General features: G+C 36.5%; 25 protein-coding genes. 10 read left to right on the forward strand and 15 right to left on the reverse strand.

Going from position 1 to position 22,473, the window contains the following annotated elements; genetic code table 11:
* The first annotated feature begins 136 nt into the window (after positions 1 to 136).
* Complete coding sequence (locus A7A78_RS00685; protein WP_068760244.1) at positions 137 to 1,504, forward strand: TlpA family protein disulfide reductase; 1,368 nt, start codon at positions 137 to 139, stop codon at positions 1,502 to 1,504.
* Between the two features lie 69 nt (positions 1,505 to 1,573).
* Here A7A78_RS00685 and A7A78_RS00690 read toward each other — a convergent pair whose 3' ends face one another.
* Positions 1,574 to 3,118, reverse strand: coding sequence for a bifunctional ADP-dependent NAD(P)H-hydrate dehydratase/NAD(P)H-hydrate epimerase (locus A7A78_RS00690; RefSeq protein ID WP_068760246.1), 1,545 nt, complete (start codon positions 3,116 to 3,118; stop codon positions 1,574 to 1,576).
* Positions 3,119 to 3,253: 135 nt separating this feature from the next.
* Here A7A78_RS00690 and A7A78_RS00695 point away from each other — a divergent pair, with 135 nt between their 5' ends.
* Complete coding sequence (locus A7A78_RS00695) at positions 3,254 to 3,658, forward strand: glyoxalase (RefSeq protein ID WP_068760248.1); 405 nt, start codon at positions 3,254 to 3,256, stop codon at positions 3,656 to 3,658.
* An 11-nt stretch (positions 3,659 to 3,669) separates the two neighbouring features.
* Here A7A78_RS00695 and A7A78_RS00700 read toward each other — a convergent pair whose 3' ends face one another.
* The gene (locus A7A78_RS00700; protein ID WP_068760250.1) at positions 3,670 to 4,353 is read right to left on the reverse strand and encodes a DUF2461 domain-containing protein; all 684 of its coding nucleotides are present in this window, start codon (positions 4,351 to 4,353) and stop codon (positions 3,670 to 3,672) included.
* 132 nt (positions 4,354 to 4,485) lie between these two features.
* Between A7A78_RS00700 and A7A78_RS00705 the strand changes: the two genes are divergently transcribed.
* Entirely contained in the window at positions 4,486 to 4,920 is a 435-nt protein-coding gene (locus A7A78_RS00705; protein WP_068760252.1) for a hypothetical protein, read from the forward strand.
* Positions 4,921 to 5,010: 90 nt separating this feature from the next.
* On the opposite strand, the gene A7A78_RS00710 is transcribed toward A7A78_RS00705, so the two are convergent.
* The 3 genes from A7A78_RS00710 to A7A78_RS00720 form a co-directional block, all read right to left on the reverse strand.
* A complete protein-coding gene (locus tag A7A78_RS00710; protein WP_068760254.1) occupies positions 5,011 to 5,868 on the reverse strand; it encodes a YitT family protein in 858 nt (285 codons plus the stop codon).
* A 451-nt stretch (positions 5,869 to 6,319) separates the two neighbouring features.
* Positions 6,320 to 6,769, reverse strand: a complete 450-nt coding sequence (locus tag A7A78_RS00715; RefSeq protein WP_068760256.1) for a KTSC domain-containing protein — start codon at positions 6,767 to 6,769, stop codon at positions 6,320 to 6,322.
* 68 nt (positions 6,770 to 6,837) lie between these two features.
* Positions 6,838 to 7,269 carry a GNAT family N-acetyltransferase gene (locus tag A7A78_RS00720; RefSeq protein WP_068760259.1) on the reverse strand — a complete coding sequence of 144 codons (432 nt, stop codon included), beginning with the start codon at positions 7,267 to 7,269 and terminating at the stop codon, positions 6,838 to 6,840.
* A gap of 220 nt (positions 7,270 to 7,489) precedes the next feature.
* Here A7A78_RS00720 and A7A78_RS00725 point away from each other — a divergent pair, with 220 nt between their 5' ends.
* The 3 genes from A7A78_RS00725 to A7A78_RS00735 all read left to right on the forward strand — a co-directional run bounded on the left by A7A78_RS00725 (position 7,490) and on the right by A7A78_RS00735 (position 8,825).
* Positions 7,490 to 8,041, forward strand: coding sequence for an RNA polymerase sigma factor (locus A7A78_RS00725; protein ID WP_068760261.1), 552 nt, complete (start codon positions 7,490 to 7,492; stop codon positions 8,039 to 8,041).
* Between the two features lie 4 nt (positions 8,042 to 8,045).
* Positions 8,046 to 8,390 (forward strand): hypothetical protein, encoded by a 345-nt coding sequence (locus tag A7A78_RS00730; protein WP_094745983.1) that lies wholly within the window; start codon positions 8,046 to 8,048, stop codon positions 8,388 to 8,390.
* Positions 8,391 to 8,558: 168 nt separating this feature from the next.
* Positions 8,559 to 8,825: a hypothetical protein gene (locus tag A7A78_RS00735; RefSeq protein WP_068760263.1), complete on the forward strand. Its 267-nt coding sequence runs from the start codon at positions 8,559 to 8,561 to the stop codon at positions 8,823 to 8,825.
* Here A7A78_RS00735 and A7A78_RS00740 read toward each other — a convergent pair.
* From A7A78_RS00740 to A7A78_RS00770, 7 genes are all read right to left on the reverse strand, one after another.
* Positions 8,800 to 9,375, reverse strand: coding sequence for a 2'-5' RNA ligase family protein (locus A7A78_RS00740; protein WP_068760265.1), 576 nt, complete (start codon positions 9,373 to 9,375; stop codon positions 8,800 to 8,802). The two genes, A7A78_RS00735 and A7A78_RS00740, sit on opposite strands and share 26 nt — an antisense overlap.
* A gap of 33 nt (positions 9,376 to 9,408) precedes the next feature.
* Positions 9,409 to 10,344 (reverse strand): EamA family transporter, encoded by a 936-nt coding sequence (locus A7A78_RS00745; protein WP_068760267.1) that lies wholly within the window; start codon positions 10,342 to 10,344, stop codon positions 9,409 to 9,411.
* Positions 10,345 to 10,408: 64 nt separating this feature from the next.
* On the reverse strand, positions 10,409 to 11,755 hold the full coding sequence (locus tag A7A78_RS00750) for a DEAD/DEAH box helicase (protein WP_068760269.1): 1,347 nt from the start codon (positions 11,753 to 11,755) through the stop codon (positions 10,409 to 10,411).
* 51 nt (positions 11,756 to 11,806) lie between these two features.
* The gene (locus tag A7A78_RS00755) at positions 11,807 to 13,360 is read right to left on the reverse strand and encodes a DEAD/DEAH box helicase (RefSeq protein WP_068760881.1); all 1,554 of its coding nucleotides are present in this window, start codon (positions 13,358 to 13,360) and stop codon (positions 11,807 to 11,809) included.
* A 94-nt stretch (positions 13,361 to 13,454) separates the two neighbouring features.
* On the reverse strand, positions 13,455 to 13,676 hold the full coding sequence (locus A7A78_RS00760; protein ID WP_068760271.1) for a VF530 family protein: 222 nt from the start codon (positions 13,674 to 13,676) through the stop codon (positions 13,455 to 13,457).
* A gap of 70 nt (positions 13,677 to 13,746) precedes the next feature.
* The gene (locus tag A7A78_RS00765) at positions 13,747 to 15,312 is read right to left on the reverse strand and encodes an SDR family NAD(P)-dependent oxidoreductase (protein WP_068760882.1); all 1,566 of its coding nucleotides are present in this window, start codon (positions 15,310 to 15,312) and stop codon (positions 13,747 to 13,749) included.
* A gap of 106 nt (positions 15,313 to 15,418) precedes the next feature.
* On the reverse strand, positions 15,419 to 17,521 hold the full coding sequence (locus A7A78_RS00770) for an elongation factor G (RefSeq protein ID WP_068760273.1): 2,103 nt from the start codon (positions 17,519 to 17,521) through the stop codon (positions 15,419 to 15,421).
* Between the two features lie 333 nt (positions 17,522 to 17,854).
* Here A7A78_RS00770 and A7A78_RS00775 point away from each other — a divergent pair, with 333 nt between their 5' ends.
* Positions 17,855 to 18,088, forward strand: coding sequence for a hypothetical protein (locus A7A78_RS00775; protein ID WP_068760275.1), 234 nt, complete (start codon positions 17,855 to 17,857; stop codon positions 18,086 to 18,088).
* Positions 18,089 to 18,153: 65 nt separating this feature from the next.
* On the opposite strand, the gene A7A78_RS00780 is transcribed toward A7A78_RS00775, so the two are convergent.
* From A7A78_RS00780 to msrB, 3 genes are all read right to left on the reverse strand, one after another.
* Positions 18,154 to 18,600, reverse strand: coding sequence for a cold-shock protein (locus A7A78_RS00780; RefSeq protein WP_068760276.1), 447 nt, complete (start codon positions 18,598 to 18,600; stop codon positions 18,154 to 18,156).
* A gap of 192 nt (positions 18,601 to 18,792) precedes the next feature.
* Positions 18,793 to 19,218 carry a hypothetical protein gene (locus A7A78_RS00785; protein ID WP_131811078.1) on the reverse strand — a complete coding sequence of 142 codons (426 nt, stop codon included), beginning with the start codon at positions 19,216 to 19,218 and terminating at the stop codon, positions 18,793 to 18,795.
* 126 nt (positions 19,219 to 19,344) lie between these two features.
* Positions 19,345 to 19,902, reverse strand: a complete 558-nt coding sequence (gene msrB, locus A7A78_RS00790) for a peptide-methionine (R)-S-oxide reductase MsrB (protein WP_094745984.1) — start codon at positions 19,900 to 19,902, stop codon at positions 19,345 to 19,347.
* Between the two features lie 208 nt (positions 19,903 to 20,110).
* On the opposite strand from msrB, the gene A7A78_RS00795 reads away from it, so the two are divergent.
* The 3 genes from A7A78_RS00795 (at position 20,111) to A7A78_RS00805 (ending at position 22,425) form a co-directional block, all read left to right on the forward strand.
* The gene (locus A7A78_RS00795; RefSeq protein ID WP_068760280.1) at positions 20,111 to 20,728 is read left to right on the forward strand and encodes a hypothetical protein; all 618 of its coding nucleotides are present in this window, start codon (positions 20,111 to 20,113) and stop codon (positions 20,726 to 20,728) included.
* A gap of 104 nt (positions 20,729 to 20,832) precedes the next feature.
* Complete coding sequence (locus A7A78_RS00800) at positions 20,833 to 21,354, forward strand: YceI family protein (protein WP_068760281.1); 522 nt, start codon at positions 20,833 to 20,835, stop codon at positions 21,352 to 21,354.
* A 195-nt stretch (positions 21,355 to 21,549) separates the two neighbouring features.
* Positions 21,550 to 22,425, forward strand: a complete 876-nt coding sequence (locus A7A78_RS00805; protein ID WP_068760282.1) for a pirin family protein — start codon at positions 21,550 to 21,552, stop codon at positions 22,423 to 22,425.
* Positions 22,426 to 22,473 lie beyond the last annotated feature (48 nt).

The following is a 22,473-nucleotide window of genomic DNA, read 5'->3' on the forward strand; positions in this document are numbered from 1 at the left end:
ACCTTTCTTTGTTTCAAAAGCATATTTGGGCGCTTCTTTTAATATTAAATCCTTATAAAATTAACAAAATGAAGTGGAGTGAATTATCTGCGCAATATGTAATTTTACATTCCAATTTCTCAAATATTTTGTTCAGATGAAAAAATTAAGTTTATTCGTTTTAGTGCTCTTTGTAATTTCTTGCAAACAAGAAGAAAAACCACAATATTCCGTGATTAACGGAACAGTTGAAAACAATACCGCCGAAACTGTCTTGGTACGCGGAAATAACTTTGAAACCAAGATCCCAATTGCTGAAAATGGCACATTTGCAGATACACTTCATATTGCCAATGATGGTTTTTATGATCTGTATGTAGGCAGGGAGCGGACTGGAATCTATCTTGAAAAGGGGAAAAACCTTTCCGTAAATTTAAATGCCGATGAATTTGACGAAACGTTGAAATATTCCGGAGATTTGGCGAATGTGAATAATTTTTTAGCGGCAAAATATCTCTGGAACGAGAAGAATCTTGATTTTAAAGAAGTTTTTTCAATGGATGAGGAAGGTTTTATTAAGCAATTGGAAAGCAACCAAAAAAGCGTGGATAGCCTTTACGCCGCAAACAAAATTACAGATGATAACTTTAAGAGTAAACTCGCTGAAGAAGACAAATATTCACGGGCAATTATGCTTGAAAACTATAAAGACGCCCACAGATATTATTCAGGAGAACAGGATTTTAGGGTTTCCGATGGTTTTTATGATGAATTGAAAAGTATAAATTTCAAAGACACGCTTGCCTACCGAAATTCAGTAGCATACCAAAATTTACTGGAGGCACATTTCAACAGATTGGTGAATGAAGAAACTTTTGAAAGTGGAAACAATAACCAAAATGTTATGTATCTAAAAAAGGTAAATGAAGCTTTACCTAACGGCTATGCAAAAGATAAAATGATGAGTTCCTATTTGCAGTTTGGGCTTAAGCCAGATGCAACTTTAGATGAAGCATATACTATTTATAAAAACAGCGATCCAAATCCTGAAAATCTTGCAAAGATCACGGAACACTACAACAAACTGAAAGCAATTACCGAAGGAAACCCCTCGCCTACTTTCAATTATGAAAACCACAAAGGTGGCACTACCGATTTGGCATCTTTAAAAGGTAAATTTGTTTATATAGATGTTTGGGCAACTTGGTGCGGACCTTGTTTACGTGAAATACCTTCATTGCAACAGGTTGAAAAAGATTATCACGGAAAGAATATTGAGTTTGTAAGCATTTCCATTGACGAGCCTAAGGATTACGACAAATGGAAAGCGATGGTTTCTGAAAAACAATTGGGCGGAATCCAACTGTTGGCAGACAATAACTGGAAATCAAAATTTATAGAAGACTACGCCATTATGGGAATCCCAAGATTTATATTGATTGATCCGAAAGGAAATATCGTTTCTGCAGATGCGCCACGACCTTCAGATCCAGAGTTAAGAAAAACATTGGATGGATTGATGTAAATTATTAATTCAATAAATATTAAGCCACGAATTCACGAATACTTTATAAAAATATTCGTGAATTCGTGGTTAATTTTTTCCATTCGCTTCATTATCAGTTTCTGGCTTTGCAAATAAATCCAAATAAGCTTCCCCCAAATTATCAATAATATCTCCCGCCATTACTGCTTCGTAGCCCATTTGACCCGCTGTGATATCGCCTGCGCAACCGTGCATATAAATTCCAAAAACTGAAGCCAATAACGGATCATAACCTTGGGAAAGCAAACCAGTAATAACGCCACTTAACGCATCGCCGCTGCCAGCCGTTGCCATTCCAGGATTTCCGGAAGTGTTTATATAGAGTTTATCACCATAAACCGTGATGGTATAAGCACCTTTAATGACTATAACAACTTCGTGTTTCTCTGAAAACTTCTTTACTTCTTCAAGCTTGTCGTAATCGTTTTTCCATTCGCCGATGAGTCTTTTTAATTCGCCGGGATGAGGCGTTAAAACTGAATTCTTCGGAAGCAGTTTCAACAGTTCTTTATTTTCAGAAATGTTATTTAAGGCATCTGCGTCTATAACAAAAGGAATTTCACTGTCTTTAAATAACTTTTTCAAAGCTGCAACTGTAGCTTTATTTTTGCCGATACCCATCCCAATTCCAATTGCGGAAGGCTCAAAATCAAAAGAAACAGTACTGATAAATTCTTCTTCAGTATCCGTAATGACCATTGCCTCGGGAATGGCTGTCTGCAAAATGTTGTAGCCACATTTTGGAACAAAAGCCGTCACCATTCCCGCGCCAATCCTAAAAGCAGCAGTGGTTGAAAGTACGGCAGCTCCCATCTTTCCATAGCTTCCGGCAACAATCAAAGCGTGGCCATAAGTTCCTTTATGTCCAAATTTTTCCCGAGTTTGATAAAAACGTTGTGCTTCAGGTTTTGAAATGAGTTGCGCTATTGGTTCAGTATTATATAAAAACTCTAAATCCAAATCGATATCCAAAACATCAAAATTTGAAACAAAGCCAGCTGTTTCAGGCAAAAAGAAAGCGAGCTTCGGAGCTTGGAAAGTCAAGGTGTGGTTTGCTTTTAATACGGCTTCATAGTCTTCCAATGGTGAGTTTGAATAAAGCCCACTTGGAATATCTATCGCCAATTTAAAGGCTTTACTTTCGTTGAGATATTGGATTAATTTTTTCACCCAACCGCCGGGACAGCGATTTAAACCTATTCCGAAAATGGCATCCACAATAATATCCTCGGAATTTATTTTGGGGAAATCGTTTTCGCCTTTCATTAAAATGGGCCAATTTTTGGTCACATTTTTAATCTTGTCATAATTCAGCAGAAAGTTTTTAGAGCGCTTATCACTACAATTTACAACATATACAACCACATTGTAGCCGTGTTCAATAAGCAACCTGCCCACCACTAAACCATCCCCTCCATTATCGCCAATACCGCAAAAAATATGTATGGGCACGGGCGCTCCATTTAAACGTTGGTGCAACCATTGAAATAGCTGCGTTCCCGCTCGTTCCATCAAGTCTTCTGAAGTGATTTGTTGCTTTTCTATCGTGATTTTGTCAGCTTCGTATAATTGTTCAGCGGAGAATATTTTCATAAATCAACTATGTTTTCATCTGTGTTCTCAAAGATAACAACATTCCTTCGTAATTGTTGAAAACAAAGTTTATAACTAATCCCAGGATTTACAAATAAACACAGCTTAATCTTTAATTTTAGAAAAAACCACACAATGGAAACTAGAGATAGTATGCTACTTCGTATGCGCCCCGAAATTCCTTCCGCCAAAATCACACCCAATATGTCTGCCGACGAATGTTTTCAAAACAAAACATTGCGGCCTGTGGCGAAGCTTCAGAATGATTTGTTGCTGGCGGTTTTCCGGAACTATGCTGCAAAGCACAAAAATGTTTTTTATGATCTTACCATAGAAAAGCGGTTGGATTATATTGAAAACGCCATCCACAAGGATATGAAATTCCGAAATTCCCTGAAAGGCATTATAATTGGGCAGTTCACTTTGGAAGAGTTTGATATTTATATACAAAACTCCTCTGCGCTAAACAAGCGGATGATGGACATAGTGAAGGAACGACTGAAAAGCAATATCCAACTTTTGGAATACGATTTTGCTTAATAACGTTTAAACTAATTTTCAAGCAACGATTCACCATTCAGATCGGTGGTCAGCACGTCGCTCATATAGTTGAAAAATGGGCGGAGCAATTGGTAATGGTGTATCAGATTATCCTTAAAATCTGTGGCAAATACCTCTTCGTCGGTAAAGCGATGGTTTACGAAGAAATTCTTAAGCCTTATTAAATCTATGTTTTCGTCTTCTTTATTAAAACCTTTCGGTGCGGTTTTCACGGCGTATTCCTGATTGAAATTTCCAAAGGCATTTTTAAAATCTTTCTGATCCAAGATTTCCCTTATTTCAGAACTGTCCATTTCAAACTCTTTTCTTATTCTTAAAAGATCTGCAGGATTTGGATCAAAGAAACCTCCTGCCATATAGCTGTTCCCTGATTCCAAACGCAAGTAATAACCACCCCGGCGCTGGGCTCCTGCCCTACTGAAACTTACGCTGCGATGCACGTTGTACGGCGTTTTATCATTACTGAAGCGGATGTCGCGGTTTATTCTGAAAATCTTGGTTGTTGCAATTTCATCGGTAACATTCAGGCCTTTTTCTACAGCTGCATAAAATTCTTTTAAAGCTTTTTCATTTGCCAGATATTCTTTTTTATGCTCCTGCATCCATTCGCGGTTGTTGTTCTTTTTTAGTTTTAAAAGGAAATCAAATGCAGCTTTTGGAATAGTTGGAGTCATTGTTTTTTGTTTTTAGAAAAGTAAATATACAATGAACAATTAGCAATGAATAAATACGGAAGCATAATTAGCGATTGATAGAGTAAATAAAATTGCCTACATTTATGGCAACAACCTTAAAACCAATTTAATATGACTACTACACCAAAACCAAACACGGCCTTTTGGATCATTGCCGTGCTCGCACTTTTATGGAATATTATAGGCGTTTATATGTGGCTTTATGAATATTTCCTAATGACCGACGAAATAAGAGACTCCCTTCCTCCGGAGCAAGTAGAGATTATGGCCAATGCGCCCGCTTGGAATATGTACTTGTATGGTCTTGCAGTTATTACTGGGCTATTGGCAAGCCTGTTGCTGCTAATGCGAAAAAAATCGGCAGTAGGTGTGTTTATGCTTTCCCTAATTGCTGTGCTGGCACTGCAATTGTACTGGATGTTCGCAATGGATATTGTTGAGAAAATGGGTCCATCCTCTTTGATTATGCCCCTTATCGTTATAGCTATTGCAATATTTGAATATTTCTACAGCAAAGGTGCTGCTCGAAATGGTTGGTTAATGTAATTGCCTATGAACTATAAAATAAAACGTTTTGATAAAGCACTATATGTGTTCTTCCAAAACGTTTTTTCTATTCTATAGTTTCAAAAATACTTAGGCCATGATATTGTTGGATTCCAAAACAGTGATGTTTGCATTGGGATCAATTTTGTGGATTATGTTTTTTACTACCTCCAGCTTTTTGGTGTTTTTCGTTACCAAAATCATTTTCTCATTGCTATCGTGGTGAATTAGTTTTAGTATGCCGTCCGTACTTTTTCTGTTTAACAGAATTTCTTCCTGTATCAAAAGGTTTTTATCTGAAAAGACCAAGATGGTTTTGTTCTGAACAGATTTCTTCATAAAATATTCAATGGTTTTACTGATGGCTATAATAGCAACGATACTGTATGCCGCCATCGTAAAATCTGCAAATACCACTGTTCCCAAGAGAATTACAATTCCATCCACAATCAAGATGAGTTGGTTGTAGGGCAATCTTATTTTTGTGGAAAGAATCCGTACCAAAATATCATTCCCTCCCGTGGTTGCGCCAGCGTTCATTACAATAGCAACCGCTACGCCAATGATTACACCACCAAATACCGAAGACATCAATACATCATTAATAAAAACTCTTCCGTCTGTCAATGAAGTTATTAGGTCTATGTAAAAAGAAACCAATACCATAGAAAACAAAGTCTTCACTCCTGTTTTGGCGCCCAAGACCTTTGTGCCCCACAACAGTAATGGTATGTTTATCAATAAAGCTATCCAGCCAACCGAAAAGCCCGTTAGTTCTTTGATAACAATACTCAGCCCCAAGATTCCACCTGGTACAATGTGGTGCGGAATGATTAGCAAGGCATAAGCTATTGATAATAGTAGGGAACCCAGAAATACATAGGTATAACTTTTTAGCTCTGTAAGCACTATTTGCTTTTCTAATTTGATGGCGAAAACTCTTTTCATTTTAATTATTGTATAAAAAAACTCCCTTTGATTTTGGCTTTATCAAAGGGAGTTTAAAACGTTTGTTATGGTTTTATTATTCACTTTGAGGTATAGGTATATTCTTGCGAATACGCTTAGGCATATTACACTTAATAGAATTGGAATGTGATGTATTTATCATTTTCAATAGTTTGTTAAACGAAAAAAGCGTTCCTCTTTGGGGAGGAACGCTTTTTATATTTTATATATAATCGCCCTATACCCCAGAGATTTCTCTGTGCATCTTACAAATGATATTTGAGCGAAAGTTTTTCATAATTATAGGTGCAAATCTATGACAATATTTTTTAGGGGAAATGCTCTTTTGGGAAAAGTTTTTGATTTATTTATGCGTAGGTTATTTCTTACCTGACCTTAATTAAACCTTAAGTAAACCCGAAGTAAACCCGAAATAAACCTTAAATAACTATTAAGCAGGTTCTAGGGTTCGCTTTGATTTTCTGTATAGATAATTTGGATAAATAGTCCGCTTTGCAAAACGGTTCAGTTTATCACTGTTTACCATTTTTATATATACTTGTCTGGTAACACCGAAATATTCATAGGTATTGCCATCCAAATAAGTAATCTCTAACAGCATTCCTTTATGTTGAAAATCAGCAATGCCTGAGTTTGTTATGGTTTCAGTGTATTCTTCAAGGTTTGCTGCTTTTGTTTCTGGAGCAATACTAACTAGAAAATGATAACCGTCTATAATCTTTCGGCTGTTAACTTCTGCTTCTTCACGTAAAGCATCTCCTTCTTGGAATTTATCCGGATGCCACTCTTTAACCAGGTTTCGATAACTGGTTTTTAAAGCTTTTAGCTCTATTTCCTTTTCAACCCCAAAGAGTTTTTTGTATTCACTGATGCGTTTCATTTACTTACTGTTTTTGCGGGCGCGAAAGTACAGTTTAATATTGAGGAAATAACTATTTAAGAAACACATTATTTCCAAGCATCAAAAGTCATTTCAAATTTAATTTCATCTTTGCCATGGGTTCCTATCTCTGTCCAGCCCGCTTTTCTATAAAAACTTTCAGCTCTTGTGTTTGGAGCGGTTCCTAACCAAACGGTTTTATTGGTTTGTGCAAAATACCAATTCAGCATAAGGTCGTGCAATTGTTTTCCTATTCCGCGTTTATCATAATTTGGATGGACAAACAAAGCCCAGATGTTATTTTCTTTTAAGTCTGCAATAGCGAAGCCTACTATTTGGTTGTCTATTTCACATACCCATCCTTTACCTCTATTTATTATAAACTCCAGACAGTCTTCGTCCGTTACTAAGGCTGGATTGGAGAGTGCATTTTCGGTTACCGCATTTCTTACTAGCTGAATCTGCTTAATATCTGCCGCTATTGCTTCTCTGAAGATCATTTTTCATTTGGTTTTTAGTTTTTGAAAGCAATCAAGGTAATTTATTATGGATTTATTGGTAGTTTGATTCATAATCCGAAGATAGTGAATTGTAATAAGTTGGCGATTCTGGGAAGTTTTTACACAATGTTTTTCTGAAAGAGTTAATTTAATCGTTTTTAATAAAGTAAAATAGTTTTTCGTTCGTCTTCCTAAATATAAAGACGCCTATCTAACCCAAATGAGTAACCAAAACGACAGTGTTATTAATGATTCCATTCAGCAATTTGAAGGGAAACTGTCTGGATTTATTCGGAAACGGGTTCGCAATGAAGCGGATGCGGAAGATATTCTTCAGGATGTTTGGTTGCAGTTGAGCAATTTTGCGAATCTGGCCGATTTGGAAAATATTGGTGCGTGGCTTTATCGTGTGGCCCGCAACAGGGTTACGGATCGCTACCGAAAAAAAACAACCGATTCCTTGGAAGATTTTGTGTATGAAAGTGATGATGAAGATAGTGTGTTTAAGGAATTGTTACTGTTGGACGACAGTAATAGCCCAGAGCTAACACTTTTCAAGGAAAACTTTTGGGACGAGTTGATGGAAGCATTGGAGGAACTTCCAGAAAAGCAAAGAGAAGTTTTTATATGGAACGAAATTGAAGATATGACGCTTCAGCAAATAGCTGATAATACCGGTGAGAATATTAAAACTATTATAAGCCGAAAAGGCTATGCCGTAAAACATTTACGCAAAAAATTAAATTATTTATACGAAGAATTAAATCAGTAATACTATGAAAATGAATGCTTTTAATAGAAAAGGAAGAAAAGTGTGTGGGGGATTGTTTTTTCTAGCGCTCCTGTCTCTTCTACCGTTGGCAATACAAGCACTGTGGAACGGTATTCTGCCAGAAATTATGAATGTATCCACAATAACCTATTGGCAAGCCATGGGATTGTTTGTTCTAAGCCGGATTTTGTTTGGAGGTTTTGGCGGAGGCAAGCATTGTGGTGGCAAACGCTGTGGTGGCAAAAAGGGTTCATTCGGAAGAGCGAGCATTAAGGAAAAGTTTATGAATATGACCGAGGAGGAAAAAGCGGCTTTCAAAGAACGTTGGAAAGATCGTTGTAAGCGATAAAATATTATATTGAAAATGTTTTATAAAAGCCATCACATATGTTGATGGCTTTTTTCATAAAAAAAATTGAAAACTTTAAAGTAAAAACAAGATTCGGTCGTCTTCACTTATATAGAGCAAAATTTATCTGCTTTCTTAACGGACTGTTTTACCAAATTTCTAAAAGTTATGTTTGAACTAACCACTCTTGACCTCAACCAAACAACTACCTTAAACCAGCAGGTACTGGTTTTTGGAAGTAATATTGACACACAACTAAAGGAGACTGTTGTGAAAGTGCTATTGCAAGACCTTCCAGGCGTAACTGATATTAGTGTTGATAGAGATAATTGGGAACGCATATTGCGCCTTGAATGCAACCCAGAAGTTCCTTCTGATTTGGTGGTGGCTAAGGTTAGGAGTATTGGGTTTAAGTGCTATGAATTGGTGGGCTAAATCTAGGAGTCTCTTTAAAACAAACTTCAAAAGCCAATTGCCACTTATGTAAAGATTTTGCTGGTCTTTTTAAAACAACAAGTCTGTTTACAAGAAAAGTATCTTCAAACTTTTCATCTTTAAATAAATTCCAACTTCTATTTAAATCATTTAATGAGTTTAGTTTAGCAATTGTTAAATGTGGTGCAGAAATCATTTTTGCGTGCTTAGCGTTTAATTTTACTTGACTTCTCAAAACGGTTACCAAATGTCTCGATAGATTAATTAATTGATCTTTTGAAACTTGCATATATAGAGTATTGCTTCCTTCAAATCTGTTGAAGCTATTAATTTGAACTTCAAAACTTTTAAAGGAATTGAAATAAAGATTTAAATCACGCTTTAGAAATATTTCACGTTCTTCCAACATCTCAAATTTATTCAAACTAATATGGCCTTTTGATTTTAAGAACGTGGCATCACCAAAATTTCTTTTATATAAATCTTTATAAAAATTTATTGATTTTTGAATTTGCTCGGGTGGGCTAACTATAATAAAGTATTCCTTCATCGAAAAATAATTTTATCTAAGATATAAATTACTCTACTTTTTATGCTTGCTAACTTTTCCAGAAAACCTTGGAAGCGTTATAGATGTACGAGTAGTATTAATAAAATAAACCCCCGTTAAAAGCACCGCAGCAGCAATTATTGATTGCAACGTAATCTGTTCATCTAAAATATACCAACCCAAAATAAGTGCAATGATTGGGTTTACATAAGTTGAAGTAGCAACTTTATCTGGGGAAACTGTTTTAAGTAGATAGTTGAAAGACGTAAAAGCTACAATACTTCCAAAAATAATCAACAATACCATACTCAATTGTACAGGTTGCCCCCATTCAGATGGTGCAATCCATTGTTCACCAAAAGTTAAACTGGCAAGTGCGAGCGTAATACCCGCTGTAAACATTTGGTATCCTGTATTTACAAAAAAGTTTTTAGGTAGGTCTGCTTTACCCACAAAAAGACTGCCATAAGCCCAACTGAGCATACAGGCAAAAATCATTATCATTCCTAAAACAGTACCCTCTTTGGCGATAATTTGTTTTTGACCAACGAGCAAGAAAATACCCAATATTCCCAACCCTACGCCTACCAATGACATTGGTTTAATTCGCTTGCCCTGCAAAAGCAGCATTAGCAAAAGAACAACCAAAGGCTGTGCAGAAATTTCCAAAGCCGCAAAACCACTGTCAACATATTTTAAGGCCCAAACAATGATGCCGTTGCCAAAAGAAAGAAACAAAACGCCCACTATAAAAGCATTCAAAAACTGCTTTCTAGTAATAGCGAGGCTTTTGCCCATCGCTTTCGAAATAATAAATATTAAAAGTCCGGCGGTGGTAAAACGAATGGATGCCAAAAAGAAAGGAGGCAATTCTGCAACCGCCACTTTGTTTAGCATATATGTGGAACCCCAAATAACATAGATGGAGAAGAATGCAAGAATAATTAAAAGATTGCTTTTTGGCTTCAGGGGTAAAGGGATTGTTGGGTTATTAGATGGTTGGATCGATCGATGGTTGCTTTCTGCTTAAAGTTTATTTTCCCCTTTTATTTTTTCTGAAATTCTTATCGCCGCGGGTTTTTGGTTTTTTGTATTTCTGCTTTATAATCCGCTTATAGGAACCGCCCTGATTTTCCTTTTTGTTTTTCTCTTTCTTTTCGTGAAAAGCGGGACCAACCTCTTCCATATTGTTGGGATTGTTAATCTCTACAACTTGTGGCTGTTCCTCATAAGTAAGTTGTTTTGAAATTTCAACTTCGCTTGGGAAATCCAGTTCTTTTATTTTTAAATCCATCAATGTTTCAATGGATTCTTTAGCATCATTTTCCTTTTCGGTGTAAAGCAGAATAGCGGTTCCGTCCTGTTCTGCCCTTCCCGTTCTACCTATGCGGTGCATATAATTTTCAGGGAAGTTTGGCACGTCAAAATTGATGACGTGACTGATTTGGTCTAAATCCAAACCACGTGCCATGACATCAGTCGTTACAAGGATTCGCGTTTTTTCAGCGTTAAAGTTTTCTATGGAACGGATTCTGTAATTCTGTGTTTTGTTTGAATGGATTACGGCTACCTCACTTCCGAAGAATTCATCCAAAATATCAAAGAGCAGATCGGCACTTTTTTTATTCGGAACAAAAATGAGTACCTTTTTGAAATCCTTTTCATTCTGAAGCAAATGTTTCAGCAGATTTGCTTTTGTGTAAAAATTAGGAACAGCATAAGCAAACTGCGAAATATTTTCCAAGGGTGTGCCACTAACGGCCACGGAAACCGTTGTGGGCGCAATAAAGAAATCGTGGATAAAAACATTCACCTCATCCGTCATTGTTGCCGAAAACATAATATTTTGACGCTTTGTGGGAAGTAATTCCAAAATGTTTGTAAGCTGAAAACGGAAGCCCAAATCGAGCATGACATCTACTTCATCAATTACCACTTTTTTAATGGCTTTTAACTGAAGCGCACGACTAACTACTAAATCATAAAGCCTTCCGGGAGTTGCAACAATAATATCTGCTCCTTCTGCAACGGCTTCTTTTTGACGGTTTATATTTGTTCCGCCGAAAACTCCAATTACACGAATGGAAGCGTATTTTCCAAATTTCTCAATCTCTTCAACAACCTGTAAAACCAATTCGCGGGTAGGAACCATTACCAGAACGCGCGGATTTGTTTCTTTTGAAAACTTCAAATCCTGCAAAATAGGAAGCATATATGCAAAGGTTTTTCCAGTTCCGGTCTGCGCTATCCCAACCATATCAGTCCCCGACATAATTACCGAAAACGACTGTGCTTGAATTGGCGTTGGCTTTTCAAAACCCAAATCTGCAATGGCATACTGCATTTGTTTGGAAATGTTAAGCTCGTTGAATGATTCCATGGAAGGTTATTTAGTGCAAAAGTAGTGAATTGTAAGTTGGTGAATATTCGATTAATCTTCGGGTGGATAACCGTGAATTTCTTCAAAAACGGTATCAAAATTATCGCGAAGGTAACTGCGTAGTTTTAAGCGATAATCGTCCTTTAACCAACTAATAAAGTTATGTGTACTTTTACTTATACATTGCGAATATTTTTCAATACGATGGTCTATATCATCGCCAAGCATTTTTGCCAAACCAAGCGCATCATATACATCTTCACTGTTTTCTATACAAATATAAGCGTGTTGCGCAATGGAACGCTCAAGCACTACTTTTGAAGATTCGCCTCTATAAGTAGCTTCTTGATAGGTGGATTTTATATCAAAATAAACTTCTTTGCTTTTCGCAAACTCTGCGCGAAGTTCTTCTGGCATTTCATAGCGAAAAGTGCTTTCCAAGTCTTCATCGCTCAACAGGCGGTCCATATAATAATCGGGCGAACGGAAAATTGCCTGCCAATCCAATGGGGCTTCCCAAGGTCCGAAACGTTGGTAATTGTTCCCCAAATCGATAACAGAAAAACGAGATTTATTGTTTAAAATCCGCGACCCACGACCAATCATTTGGAAATACAAAGTCAATGAGCGAGTTGCTCTATTCAGAATAATTGTATCAATTGTTGGTTCGTCAAAACCAGTGGTTAAAATACTCACTGAAGTTAAAATAGCATCGGGCGTTTCGTGGAACCATCGCAATATTTGTTTACGTTGCTTTTTGGTTGCTGTATTATCCAAATGCATAATAGGCAAACCTTCCGCCTTCAGATGATAATACACTTGAATGGAAGTATTTATACCATTGTTAAAAATCAAGGTTTTCTTTCCTTTGGAATGGTTTAAGTATGCTTGGTACAACTGATCCAACATTCCCACTGCGGAATATAAATCGTCGGAAGATTTTACGGTATAATCACCATTGGAGCCTATTTCAAGTGAAGTAAGGCCCATATTATATTGGAAAACCTCAACTTGCGCCAAAAATTCATTATCAATTAAAGACTGAATGCTTTCGCCAACAATCAATTCCTGATAATTGTCCTTCATAGGAAGGTTTCTGTTGGAACTGAGTGGCGTTGCTGTAACCCCGAGAATAAAGGATTTCTCGAAAAATTTGAAAAGTTTTGTAAACGAATTATAATGGGCCTCGTCAATGATAACCAAACCAATGTCTGAAATATCCAGTTTGTTATCGTTCAAACGATTGTTCAAGGTTTCAACCATTGCAACAAAACAACTGTACTTTTCTTGGTCATCTAAGTTTGCGGTGCTGTTAACCACTTTGTTTACTACTCCAAAACTTGTAAGCATTTCTGAAGTCTGTTTGCAAAGTTCCACACGATGGGTCATTACAAGCACCTTTTTGTTGTGATGCTTTAAATATTGGCGGACTATTTCAGAAAAGATAACGGTTTTTCCACCACCAGTTGGCAATTGGTAAAGCAAGTGATAATCATCGGGTGCGGTTTCAAATTTTTCAAATATTCTGTCAATAGCTCCTTTTTGGTAACTATACAGTTCTTTGTCAGTCTTTTTTTCTTGAATTGCGTCTTTAGCCTCAGTCATAAAATCCCCCATTTGTGAAGTTTTGCAAAACTACGTCCTTTTGTAGGTTTTTGACGAAGAAATGGCAAATTAATTACGAACGAATTTTCTGATGTTACTTAAACTTGGTTTTTAAATAAAGCTGCTCTACCTTTTCACGCGCCCAAGGTGTTTTACGAAGAAAAGTTAAGCTCGATTTGATGGAAGGATTGCTGTTGAAGGAATTAATTTTAATTTTTTCACCCAAAACCTCCCAACCGTAATACTCCACAAGATATTCCAGAATATCTGCAAGTTTAATTCCGTGTAATGGGTTGTTAGGCTGTTGATTATCCATTCTTATTATTGTGCAAGTTTAGTCTTGTTTCGTTCAGCGAAGCGATCTTGATTTTTGGCTCTTTGAAAAACTACCAATCAACCGGCCTATAATCTTTCAAAAACTTTCCGCTCCAATGTTTTCCAGTGTTTATTCCATCAATTAATGGATCCATTACCCTCGCGGCGCCATCAACAATATCCAAAGGCGGTTGAAAATCGTGTAGCTCCATTTTGCGTTTCGCCAATTCTACAGGGTCTTCATCAGTAACCCATCCTGTATCTACTGCATTTATATAAATTCCTTCTTTTGCAAGACTTCCGGCAGCAGTGTGGGTCAACATGTTTAGCGCAGCTTTCGCCATATTGGTATGTGGATGGCGATCTTCCTTAAAAAAACGATGGAACTTCCCTTCCATTGCCGAAACGTTTATAATGTGTTTTTTGCCCGTATTTTCTTTCTTCATTATTTCTCCTAAACGATTGCAAAGCACAAAAGGAGCGATTGAGTTTACCAATTGAACTTCAATCATTTCCGTAGTTTCAATTTCACCAAGCCTTAAACGCCAGCTATTTGTTTTTCGAAGGTCAATTTGTTGCAAATCGGCATCCAATTTTCCCTCGGGGAAAACTTCTTTTGCGCTTAATGAATTGTCAAAACTATACGGGATCTGTGAAAGTTTTGCCGAAGCGCGAATACCAATTCCTGGTTCCGAACCATGCCAGGTTACGGGAAGATTTTTGTTTTTGCCAATGTCTGCCGTAAGTGTTTTCAACTCTTGCAAACAATTCATATGGTCATGCAATAAATCCTTCACAAATTGTGGATGCTCTTCAAAAGGCATTTCCTCCCTCGCCATTAAATGTTGGTAAAAACCTGCTGGCCTTCTCACTGTTTGCGCAGCGTTATTGATGAGAATGTCAAGATTTTCATATTTCTGCTCAATGTAATTGCAGAAAATTTCCACGCTTGGAATATGCCGAAGATCCAGTCCGTGAATTTTTAATCGGTCTGCCCATTGATGAAAATCCTCTTCCTGTGCAAAGCGATATGCGGAGTCTGCAGGAAATCGCGTTGTAGCAACAACGGTAGCACCTGCACGAAGTAACATCAGAGAAATGTGATAGCCAATTTTTAAACGCGACCCTGTCATAACTGCAACTTGCCCAGTTAAATCTGCAGTTTGAAAACGTTTTGCATAATTGAAATCGCCACACTCAGTACACATAGTATCATAAAAGTGATGCAATTTTGTGAACAGCGTTTTGCAGACGTAACAGTTGCGGGGAGTTTCAAGTTCAAGTTCCCTTTTATTGGAAAGCTCAGATGTTTGAAGCAATTTTGGAGCAACAAAGACAATGTTTTCGCGAGCGCTTCTTATTCCTGTTTCTTTTCTAGCAGTTCGGTCTTTATTGGCTTGTTTGCGCTTCTTGGCTTTCTTCGCGTCTTTTTTTCTTCGAGAAAATTCATCGCGGTCAGGTCTTGAAAGCTGGCCTGAAGCTTTTATTAAAGCTGTGCGCTGTTCTTTTGGAATTTCGAATATTTGATCTGTATTATTATTTAAATACTCGAGAATAGCAATGCATTTAGCTATTTCTTCAGCATTGATTTCTTGGTTGGAATCAACTTTAGAAACTTCTTTTTTCAAATTTTCCATTTCTTCCTTTGTGGAAGTTTCAGTTTCAGAAACCCGCTGCGACATAAATTAATTTTCGGCAAATATAGTCACAGTTTGAATGTGCAAAAGAATTTATTTTAATTGGTTACTGATTAACCAATTCCTTTTGAACATTGGCCGGAACGGGCTGATAGGATGAAAACGAAGATTTAAACGTTGCCCTACCCTGCGTCAACGATCGCAAATCTGTTGAAAAACCGTACAATTCAGCTTCAGGAGTCAAACATTTTAAAACCTGATAATTATTGTTGCTTTCAATTCCTTGAATCATTGAGCGGCGCGACTGTAAATCAGTCATTACGTTACCCACCATTTCTTCGGGCACTTTTACGGTAAGCTCTAAAACGGGTTCCAAAAGTTTTGGATTCGCATTCATAAATGCTTCTTTGAAAGCATGCGCACCCGCAATTTTAAAGGAAATGTCGTTGGAGTCCACCGAATGCATTTTTCCGTCATAAACCATAACGCGCACATCGCGAATATACGAACGTACCAAAGGACCTTCTTCCATTACTTCCAAAACACCTTTCATAATTGAGGGTAAATAGCGTTGGTCTATCACTCCGCCAACTATACAATTGTAGAAAACCAGTTTACCGCCCCATGAAAGGTCAACCTCTTCTCTGCCGCGAATGTTGAAACCCTGCGGCTCTTCCATATTTTCATACCAAGGCTCAATTTTTAGGTGAACCTCTGCAAACTGCCCAGAGCCTCCCGATTGTTTTTTGTGCCTATAATTTGAAGCCGAAGACCGTTGAATCGTTTCCCTGAAAGCAATTTTAGGTTTTTCGAACTTTGCTTCCACTCCATAAATATTGTTTAAAGTCCAATCAATAGTGGCAAGATGCAGATCGCCTTGGCAGGAAAGAATGAGTTGTTTCGCTTCCTTTGAAAAGGAAATTTCAACCGTTGGGTCTTGGCTATGGATTTTCTTTAAAGACTCGCTAAGTTTTTCTTCATCTTTTGTATTTACAGCAAAAACGGCTTTTTTAATTCTTGGCTGAGGAAATTTAATGGGTTTTATGGCAATCACATTTTTTGGTGAACCCAAAGTATCATTGGTTTCAGTGTATTTAAGTTTTAGGGTCGCGCCAATATCGCCAACCGTTAATTTGGTGACGGGTTGCCGTTCCTTGCCGTCCATTATGAAAAGTTGGTTAATAACCTCCGTTTCGCCGTTTTGTGAATTAATTAGTTTATCGTTCAATTGCACTTCCCCACTCATTACTTTGAAAAAGGTAATCTGCCCTAAATTGGGCTGATAATCGGTTTTAAAAACGAAGAGTGCCGTGGGACTTTCTTTTGAGGAAATTACTTCTTTTCCTTCGGTGCTTTGTTCGGGTTTTAAATCGGCAGCGGCCGGAGCTACATTATCAATAAAACCCATTAAACGTCCCGTACCCATATCGTTTAAGGCAGAAACACAGAATACAGGAAATAGTTCGTGGTTCAACATACCAGCTTTGATACCGAGACGCATTTCATCTTCGTTCAAAGTTCCCTTATCAAAAAAAAGTTCCATCAATGTTTCATCATTTTCTGCAGCTTTTTCTATCAATTCATTGTTAAGTTCGTTGGCCAATTCCTTTTGATCTTCGGGAATTTCCAACTTTTCAGGCTTTCCTCCATCTGGAGAGAATTTGTACATTTTCATCTTTAACACATCAATAATGCACTGTGCCCCATCTACAACCAAAGGATATTGAATTTTCACGGCATTGTTGCCGACCAAGTTTTTTATGCTTTTAAAACTTTCATCAAACTTCGCATTAATATGATCTATTTGGTTAATTACGAAAATTGTGGGTTTATGATATTTATCAATGTAGTTCCATATTATTTCTGTGCCAACCTCTACGCCGTGTTGTGCGTTCATAACAGTAAGAATGGTATCTGAAACGCGAATAGAGGAAATGATTTCACCTATAAAATCATCTAAACCGGGAGTGTCAATAATGTTGATTTTGTAATTGCGCCATTCTGTATGCAGCGGTGTGGCGAAAATGGAGTTGCCCCTTTCGTGCTCCACGTCATGATAATCTGAAACCGTGTTTTTGTTTTCAACCGTTCCGCGACGGTTTATGAGGCCTGCTTCAAAAAGCATCGTTTCGGCAAGTGTAGTTTTCCCACTGTTGTGGGCGCCAACAAAAACTACATTTTTAATGTGTTTGTCGTCATATATTTTCATCTGTACGGATTTTTGGTTAGTACTTTTTTCAGATGCAATGCGCCAAACAATTTTTTTGAGGTTTGGACTTGCTTAATTTCTGTGAATCATATTGTTAAATGTGCTTTATTTACATTTAAAGATAGGAAATAATTTCAAGAAAAATTTTAGGATGGTTTTTATTTATTGGAATATAAATTCAAAAAGAAATGATTTTTAAAAAATTTCAAAATGTAGAATTGTGAATACTTTATTAAATCAAATACTTATGTATTAAATAAATACTAAAGTAGATTCAAAATTATAAGGGAGACTTCCAAAAGCGTATCTTTATATAAATTTAAAAAAAACAACATGAACAATAAAGGAAAAGGAATATTGGCATTGCTAGGAGTAGCAGCTGGCGCATTTGCATTTTGGAAATACAAAAACATGTCGCCTGAAGAAAAACAAAGGCTTAAGGATAAAGCAAATGAAACTGGCAGAAAAATAAAAGAGAAGGCTGGAGAAGTTGAGGATACCATTTCTGAAAAATATGAGCAGCTTAAAAACGCTGCCAAAAAAGAAGCAAACGATATTACTAATTAATATTCTGGTTATTAAAAAAGAAAAATCCCGCCTAGAGCGGGATTTTTTGTACACATTCTTAATGTTTATATTTTAGTAACCTTCACAGCGTTCATTCCGCGTTGTCCTTTTTCCAGTTCAAAGGAAACATTATCATTTTCAGAAATTTCGTCAATAATACCGCTTACGTGGGTAAAGTACTTCTCGCTATTTTCATTATCTATAATAAACCCAAAGCCTTTGGATGAGTCGTAGAAGGAAACTGTTCCTTTTCTAACAGGATCAAATGCTTCGCGATCGCCTTCTTCTTTAGGAGGAATGCCAAGCACGATGTCTTCAGCCTCAATTTCAACTTTCATTGATGGGTCTGGCGGGGTATCTACCAAGTTTCCATTATAGTCAACATAAACAAAGTCAATTCCGGGAGTTTTATCTGCCTTACGAGCTTCTTTCTTCTTCTGCTTTTCTTCCCGCTTTTTCAGCTTTGCTTTTTCTTTTTCTTTCTTACTGTATGTTTGTTGCGATTTTGCCATTTGTTTTTTTTAAAATAAAAAAAGTCATCCACGGTGAGCAGATGACCTTTGAATTAGTTAATATGTAATTAGTTGTTTTATTGGTTTACCTAGCTGGGGTTTAAATTTTGCTCACCTTAGTGGCACAAAGGTACAGTAAATTAAATAGTTAAAATCATAAAAAGGGTTAAAAGAGAAAAACCCCAGGAAAGCTTATTCAATGCCTTCCCAAGTTTCAGAATTATAAACGCCAAACTTCTTTTCTACAGCAATCATTTGTTTGGCAATTCTTTTCATTTCTAAAGCGTTAGGTGCATTGTTTAAAATACTGCTAATAACATATATTTTACTTTCTTCAATGTCATGTATCATTTTTGTTTTTAGCTTCTCTTGCTCTACATTTAAAGATTTTATATAATCTTTTAATATTCGTTTATTGAGAATAGCATCTTCAAAAGTGTTCAGAGTTTCATCTGCTTTTTCGTAATTGGGAATGTACTCTTTCATATTCAAACCAATTTCGTTGGCTTTTTCTTCGGTCATTCTATTTAGTTCTCGCATTAGCTCAACCTGTTGCATTTCTGGAAATGTTTTTACCCAAACAATAAAGTCGGCATTGCTTTCAACATTGTTTTGCATAAACTCCAATATTTTACTCCTATAATCCATTGGTTTAGAAATATATCATATCAAATTTAAAAAATAATTCATAAAAAAAGCCTCCCGAAAGAGGCTTTCCAAGCATAACTATAATTGGGGAATTATTTAGTTCTGCTTTATAAATTTTAAAGCTGCGGAATTCATACAATATCTTAAACCTGTTGGTTCAGGCCCATCATTAAAAACATGTCCCAAATGTAACCCGGTTGCTTTTTCAACTATTTCATCACGGGTCATTCCCAAGCTATTGTCTTTTACCCAAACAACTGCACTATCATTAATTGGTTTTGTGAACGAAGGCCATCCAGTTCCCGATTCAAATTTATCTTCACTGCTGAACAATGGTTCGCCAGTTGCGGCACTAACGTAAATACCTTTTTCATGATTATCGTAATATTCATTATTAAAAGGTGGCTCCGTCCCTTTTTTTACCATAATTTCAAACTGGTCCGCAGTGAGTATCTTCATCCATTCCTTTTCTGTCTTGGCCTCTGGAAATTTAGATGCCATTGCACTTTCTTCTGAAGTACTCATTGCTTCCCTAACAGAAGTATTCATTGCTTTATCTGTTTCTTTTTTTTGATTGTTTTGACAAGATATTTGTGTAAGGCTTATCATCAATCCAAAAGAAACTGTAAGTGTTTTTAATAAAGAGGTTTTCATAACATTTCTTCTTTTAAAGTTTATCTACTTTATGAAAATATACGTAAGTTCTGTCGTATTGGTTTGTGTATACTTTCAAGGAATCAGTAACTATTTGTTTTATAACGCTTTAAAAATAAAGCTTCAAAAATGCCCAATTTTCGAAGCTTTATTTTTGAGATACTAATCAATTTTATATCTTGGAACCAATTATAAATACAACTTCCCAATGTTCAAAAAATTACTCTTTGTATTGCTAATAGCAATAATCTATACTCCTACTTCCCTATTTTCCCAAGAAAAACCAATAGAAATTGTTGAGGAAGAAAAAGCAAATCGGCTTTTTCTGTATGCCCTAAACAAAAATGAACAGGATCTGGACGTAATGATTACCGTTGAAGGAACCAACTTTCGCCAAAGTAAAAGTAAACCAAGGATGATCCGTGTTCCTGCAGCATCTAAAGTATTGCTTACAAATTTGTTTGTTGAAAGAGGTAAAAGAGCAAATTACACCTATAAATTGGTTGTAAATGACAGTCTTTCACGGCGGGCACTACCACGGGAATTTGAGCCTATAAAAATAGAGCCAAAAAAGAAAGTAATTGTTTATATACCGGAAAACTGCGCAACTTGCGACAGCCTTGTTTCCAATCTTGATAAAAGCAGATATTTATATACTTCCTATCGATTTTCCGAAAAACCTGAGTTGAAAGGCCAATTGGCGCCTGCATTTACAAATGCGACAGTAAAAATAGATTCAGTAACCACTCCAATAATAAGTTTGGGCGGCGTGCTTCACGTAAAAATTGAGGATTATGACCAATTACTGGAAGAGCTGAATAAATAAATCTTTCTCACACCTTTTTCATTTCTTATCATACATCAATGTGTGGGTTTAAACCACGCCATACTTTTGTACCATAAATAATTAATAACAAAAAAAATTATATTATGGACAATGCAAAAACAGTTTGGAATATTGATACTACTCATTCAGAAATCAATTTTAAGGTGAAACATATGATGATTTCTACCGTAACGGGTAGTTTCGAAAAATTTGACGGTAAGGTTGAAGCTTCAAATGATGATTTTAAAAATGGTAATTTTTCTTTTTCAGCGGAAATTGATTCCGTAAACACAAACAATAAAGATCGCGACAATCATTTAAAGAGTGATGAATTTTTTGGAGCCGAAAATAATCCGAAGTTAACTTTCAAATCAAAATCATTTGACGGAAATAAAATGATAGGCGATTTAACCATAAAAGGTGTTACCAAAGAAGTTGAATTGGAAACTGAATACAACGGAACCGCCGTTGATCCCTACGGACAGACAAAAGCAGGTTTTGAATTTGAAGGCCAAATAAACCGTAAAGATTTTGGTTTAACCTGGAACGCAGTGACCGAAGCTGGAAGCGTGGTTGTAAGCGACAAAGTGAAATTGATTGCTTCACTGCAATTCGTAAAACAATAATTCCCCAAGATTTTACTGTTCCCCTTTTAAGAATCGAGGGCTTTGTTTATTGAAAACAAAGTTCTCGATTTATTTTTCAAAAGAACTATTTCCTTATCGCTATTTCCTTTTCGTTAATAACAGTTCTTAACATACATCAATGTAAAACAGTCTTTTGGTTTGTAGTTTTACATAGTAATATAAAAAACAAAAACAATGAAAACACGACAAATAGAACGCGTATTAACACCTCCTGCTCCACACATGGTTGGCGATGGTTTTAGAGTTCATCAATATATTCCTTCCGGAATACAGGAAGGTTTTGAAAGAATGGATCCATTTATTATGATGGACTATAACAGCAAGTTTTACTTCCCTCCCACTGATCAACCCCGGGGTGTGGATGTACATCCGCACAGAGGTTTTGAAACGGTAACTATTGCCTATAAAGGAAGTGTTGCCCATCACGACAGCTCTGGAAATAGTGGCATTATTGGTGAAGGCGACGTGCAGTGGATGACGGCTGCTTCGGGCATTCTTCACAAAGAATATCACGAAGAGCAATTCAGCAAAGCAGGTGGTTATTTCCAAATGGTGCAATTGTGGGTAAATCTTCCCGCGAAGGACAAAATGAGCGCCCCAAAATATCAAGGGATTACAAATGCTGAAATGAAAAAAGTTCAACTTCCCGATAATGCAGGCATAGTTGAAGTAATTGCTGGCGAATATAAGGGTGAAAAAGGTCCAGCTTTTACTTTTACTCCAGTCCATATGCTGAACGCAAAGTTGAATAAAGGCGGAAAAGCAACCTTCAATTTTCCGCAAAATTATAATACTACGGTTTTAGTGATTGAAGGAAATATAAAAGTGAACAATCAAGAAGAAATAAAAACCGATAGTTTGGGATTGTTTGCAAATGACGGCGAAGAATTCACCATTGAAGCAACGGATGATGCAATAGTTTTAATACTTAGTGGCGAACCCATAAATGAACCGATTGCAGCCCAAGGCCCATTTGTTATGAACACACGTAGCGAAATAGTGCAAGCTATAAGTGATTTTAATATGGGGAAATTTGGTTATTTGGAATAATAAAATTTAAGTAACTTAGGGATGCTAAATATTGGTATAACCAACATT

It is taken from the genome of Aequorivita soesokkakensis, from assembly GCF_001641085.1.
In the GTDB taxonomy this organism is placed as follows: Bacteria; Bacteroidota; Bacteroidia; order Flavobacteriales; family Flavobacteriaceae; genus Aequorivita; species Aequorivita soesokkakensis.

What these genes read in the sequence shown, in the direction of transcription:
- A7A78_RS00700 (WP_068760250.1), bottom strand. Translation starts at nt 4,353, where the DNA reads ATGACTCCAACTATTCCAAAAGCTGCATTTGATTTCCTTTTAAAACTA.
- A7A78_RS00690 (WP_068760246.1), bottom strand. Translation starts at nt 3,118, where the DNA reads ATGAAAATATTCTCCGCTGAACAATTATACGAAGCTGACAAAATCACG.
- A7A78_RS00780 (WP_068760276.1), bottom strand. Translation starts at nt 18,600, where the DNA reads ATGGCAAAATCGCAACAAACATACAGTAAGAAAGAAAAAGAAAAAGCA.
- A7A78_RS00765 (WP_068760882.1), bottom strand. Translation starts at nt 15,312, where the DNA reads ATGGAAAATTTGAAAAAAGAAGTTTCTAAAGTTGATTCCAACCAAGAA.
- A7A78_RS00770 (WP_068760273.1), bottom strand. Translation starts at nt 17,521, where the DNA reads ATGAAAATATATGACGACAAACACATTAAAAATGTAGTTTTTGTTGGC.
- A7A78_RS00720 (WP_068760259.1), bottom strand. Translation starts at nt 7,269, where the DNA reads ATGATCTTCAGAGAAGCAATAGCGGCAGATATTAAGCAGATTCAGCTA.
- A7A78_RS00800 (WP_068760281.1), top strand. Translation starts at nt 20,833, where the DNA reads ATGGACAATGCAAAAACAGTTTGGAATATTGATACTACTCATTCAGAA.
- msrB (WP_094745984.1), bottom strand. Translation starts at nt 19,902, where the DNA reads ATGAAAACCTCTTTATTAAAAACACTTACAGTTTCTTTTGGATTGATG.
- A7A78_RS00740 (WP_068760265.1), bottom strand. Translation starts at nt 9,375, where the DNA reads ATGAAGGAATACTTTATTATAGTTAGCCCACCCGAGCAAATTCAAAAA.
- A7A78_RS00735 (WP_068760263.1), top strand. Translation starts at nt 8,559, where the DNA reads ATGTTTGAACTAACCACTCTTGACCTCAACCAAACAACTACCTTAAAC.
- A7A78_RS00705 (WP_068760252.1), top strand. Translation starts at nt 4,486, where the DNA reads ATGACTACTACACCAAAACCAAACACGGCCTTTTGGATCATTGCCGTG.
- A7A78_RS00750 (WP_068760269.1), bottom strand. Translation starts at nt 11,755, where the DNA reads ATGGAATCATTCAACGAGCTTAACATTTCCAAACAAATGCAGTATGCC.
- A7A78_RS00795 (WP_068760280.1), top strand. Translation starts at nt 20,111, where the DNA reads ATGTTCAAAAAATTACTCTTTGTATTGCTAATAGCAATAATCTATACT.
- A7A78_RS00710 (WP_068760254.1), bottom strand. Translation starts at nt 5,868, where the DNA reads ATGAAAAGAGTTTTCGCCATCAAATTAGAAAAGCAAATAGTGCTTACA.
- A7A78_RS00725 (WP_068760261.1), top strand. Translation starts at nt 7,490, where the DNA reads ATGAGTAACCAAAACGACAGTGTTATTAATGATTCCATTCAGCAATTT.
- A7A78_RS00715 (WP_068760256.1), bottom strand. Translation starts at nt 6,769, where the DNA reads ATGAAACGCATCAGTGAATACAAAAAACTCTTTGGGGTTGAAAAGGAA.
- A7A78_RS00685 (WP_068760244.1), top strand. Translation starts at nt 137, where the DNA reads ATGAAAAAATTAAGTTTATTCGTTTTAGTGCTCTTTGTAATTTCTTGC.
- A7A78_RS00755 (WP_068760881.1), bottom strand. Translation starts at nt 13,360, where the DNA reads ATGACTGAGGCTAAAGACGCAATTCAAGAAAAAAAGACTGACAAAGAA.
- A7A78_RS00695 (WP_068760248.1), top strand. Translation starts at nt 3,254, where the DNA reads ATGGAAACTAGAGATAGTATGCTACTTCGTATGCGCCCCGAAATTCCT.
- A7A78_RS00805 (WP_068760282.1), top strand. Translation starts at nt 21,550, where the DNA reads ATGAAAACACGACAAATAGAACGCGTATTAACACCTCCTGCTCCACAC.
- A7A78_RS00730 (WP_094745983.1), top strand. Translation starts at nt 8,046, where the DNA reads ATGAAAATGAATGCTTTTAATAGAAAAGGAAGAAAAGTGTGTGGGGGA.
- A7A78_RS00785 (WP_131811078.1), bottom strand. Translation starts at nt 19,218, where the DNA reads ATGCAAAACAATGTTGAAAGCAATGCCGACTTTATTGTTTGGGTAAAA.
- A7A78_RS00760 (WP_068760271.1), bottom strand. Translation starts at nt 13,676, where the DNA reads ATGGATAATCAACAGCCTAACAACCCATTACACGGAATTAAACTTGCA.
- A7A78_RS00775 (WP_068760275.1), top strand. Translation starts at nt 17,855, where the DNA reads ATGAACAATAAAGGAAAAGGAATATTGGCATTGCTAGGAGTAGCAGCT.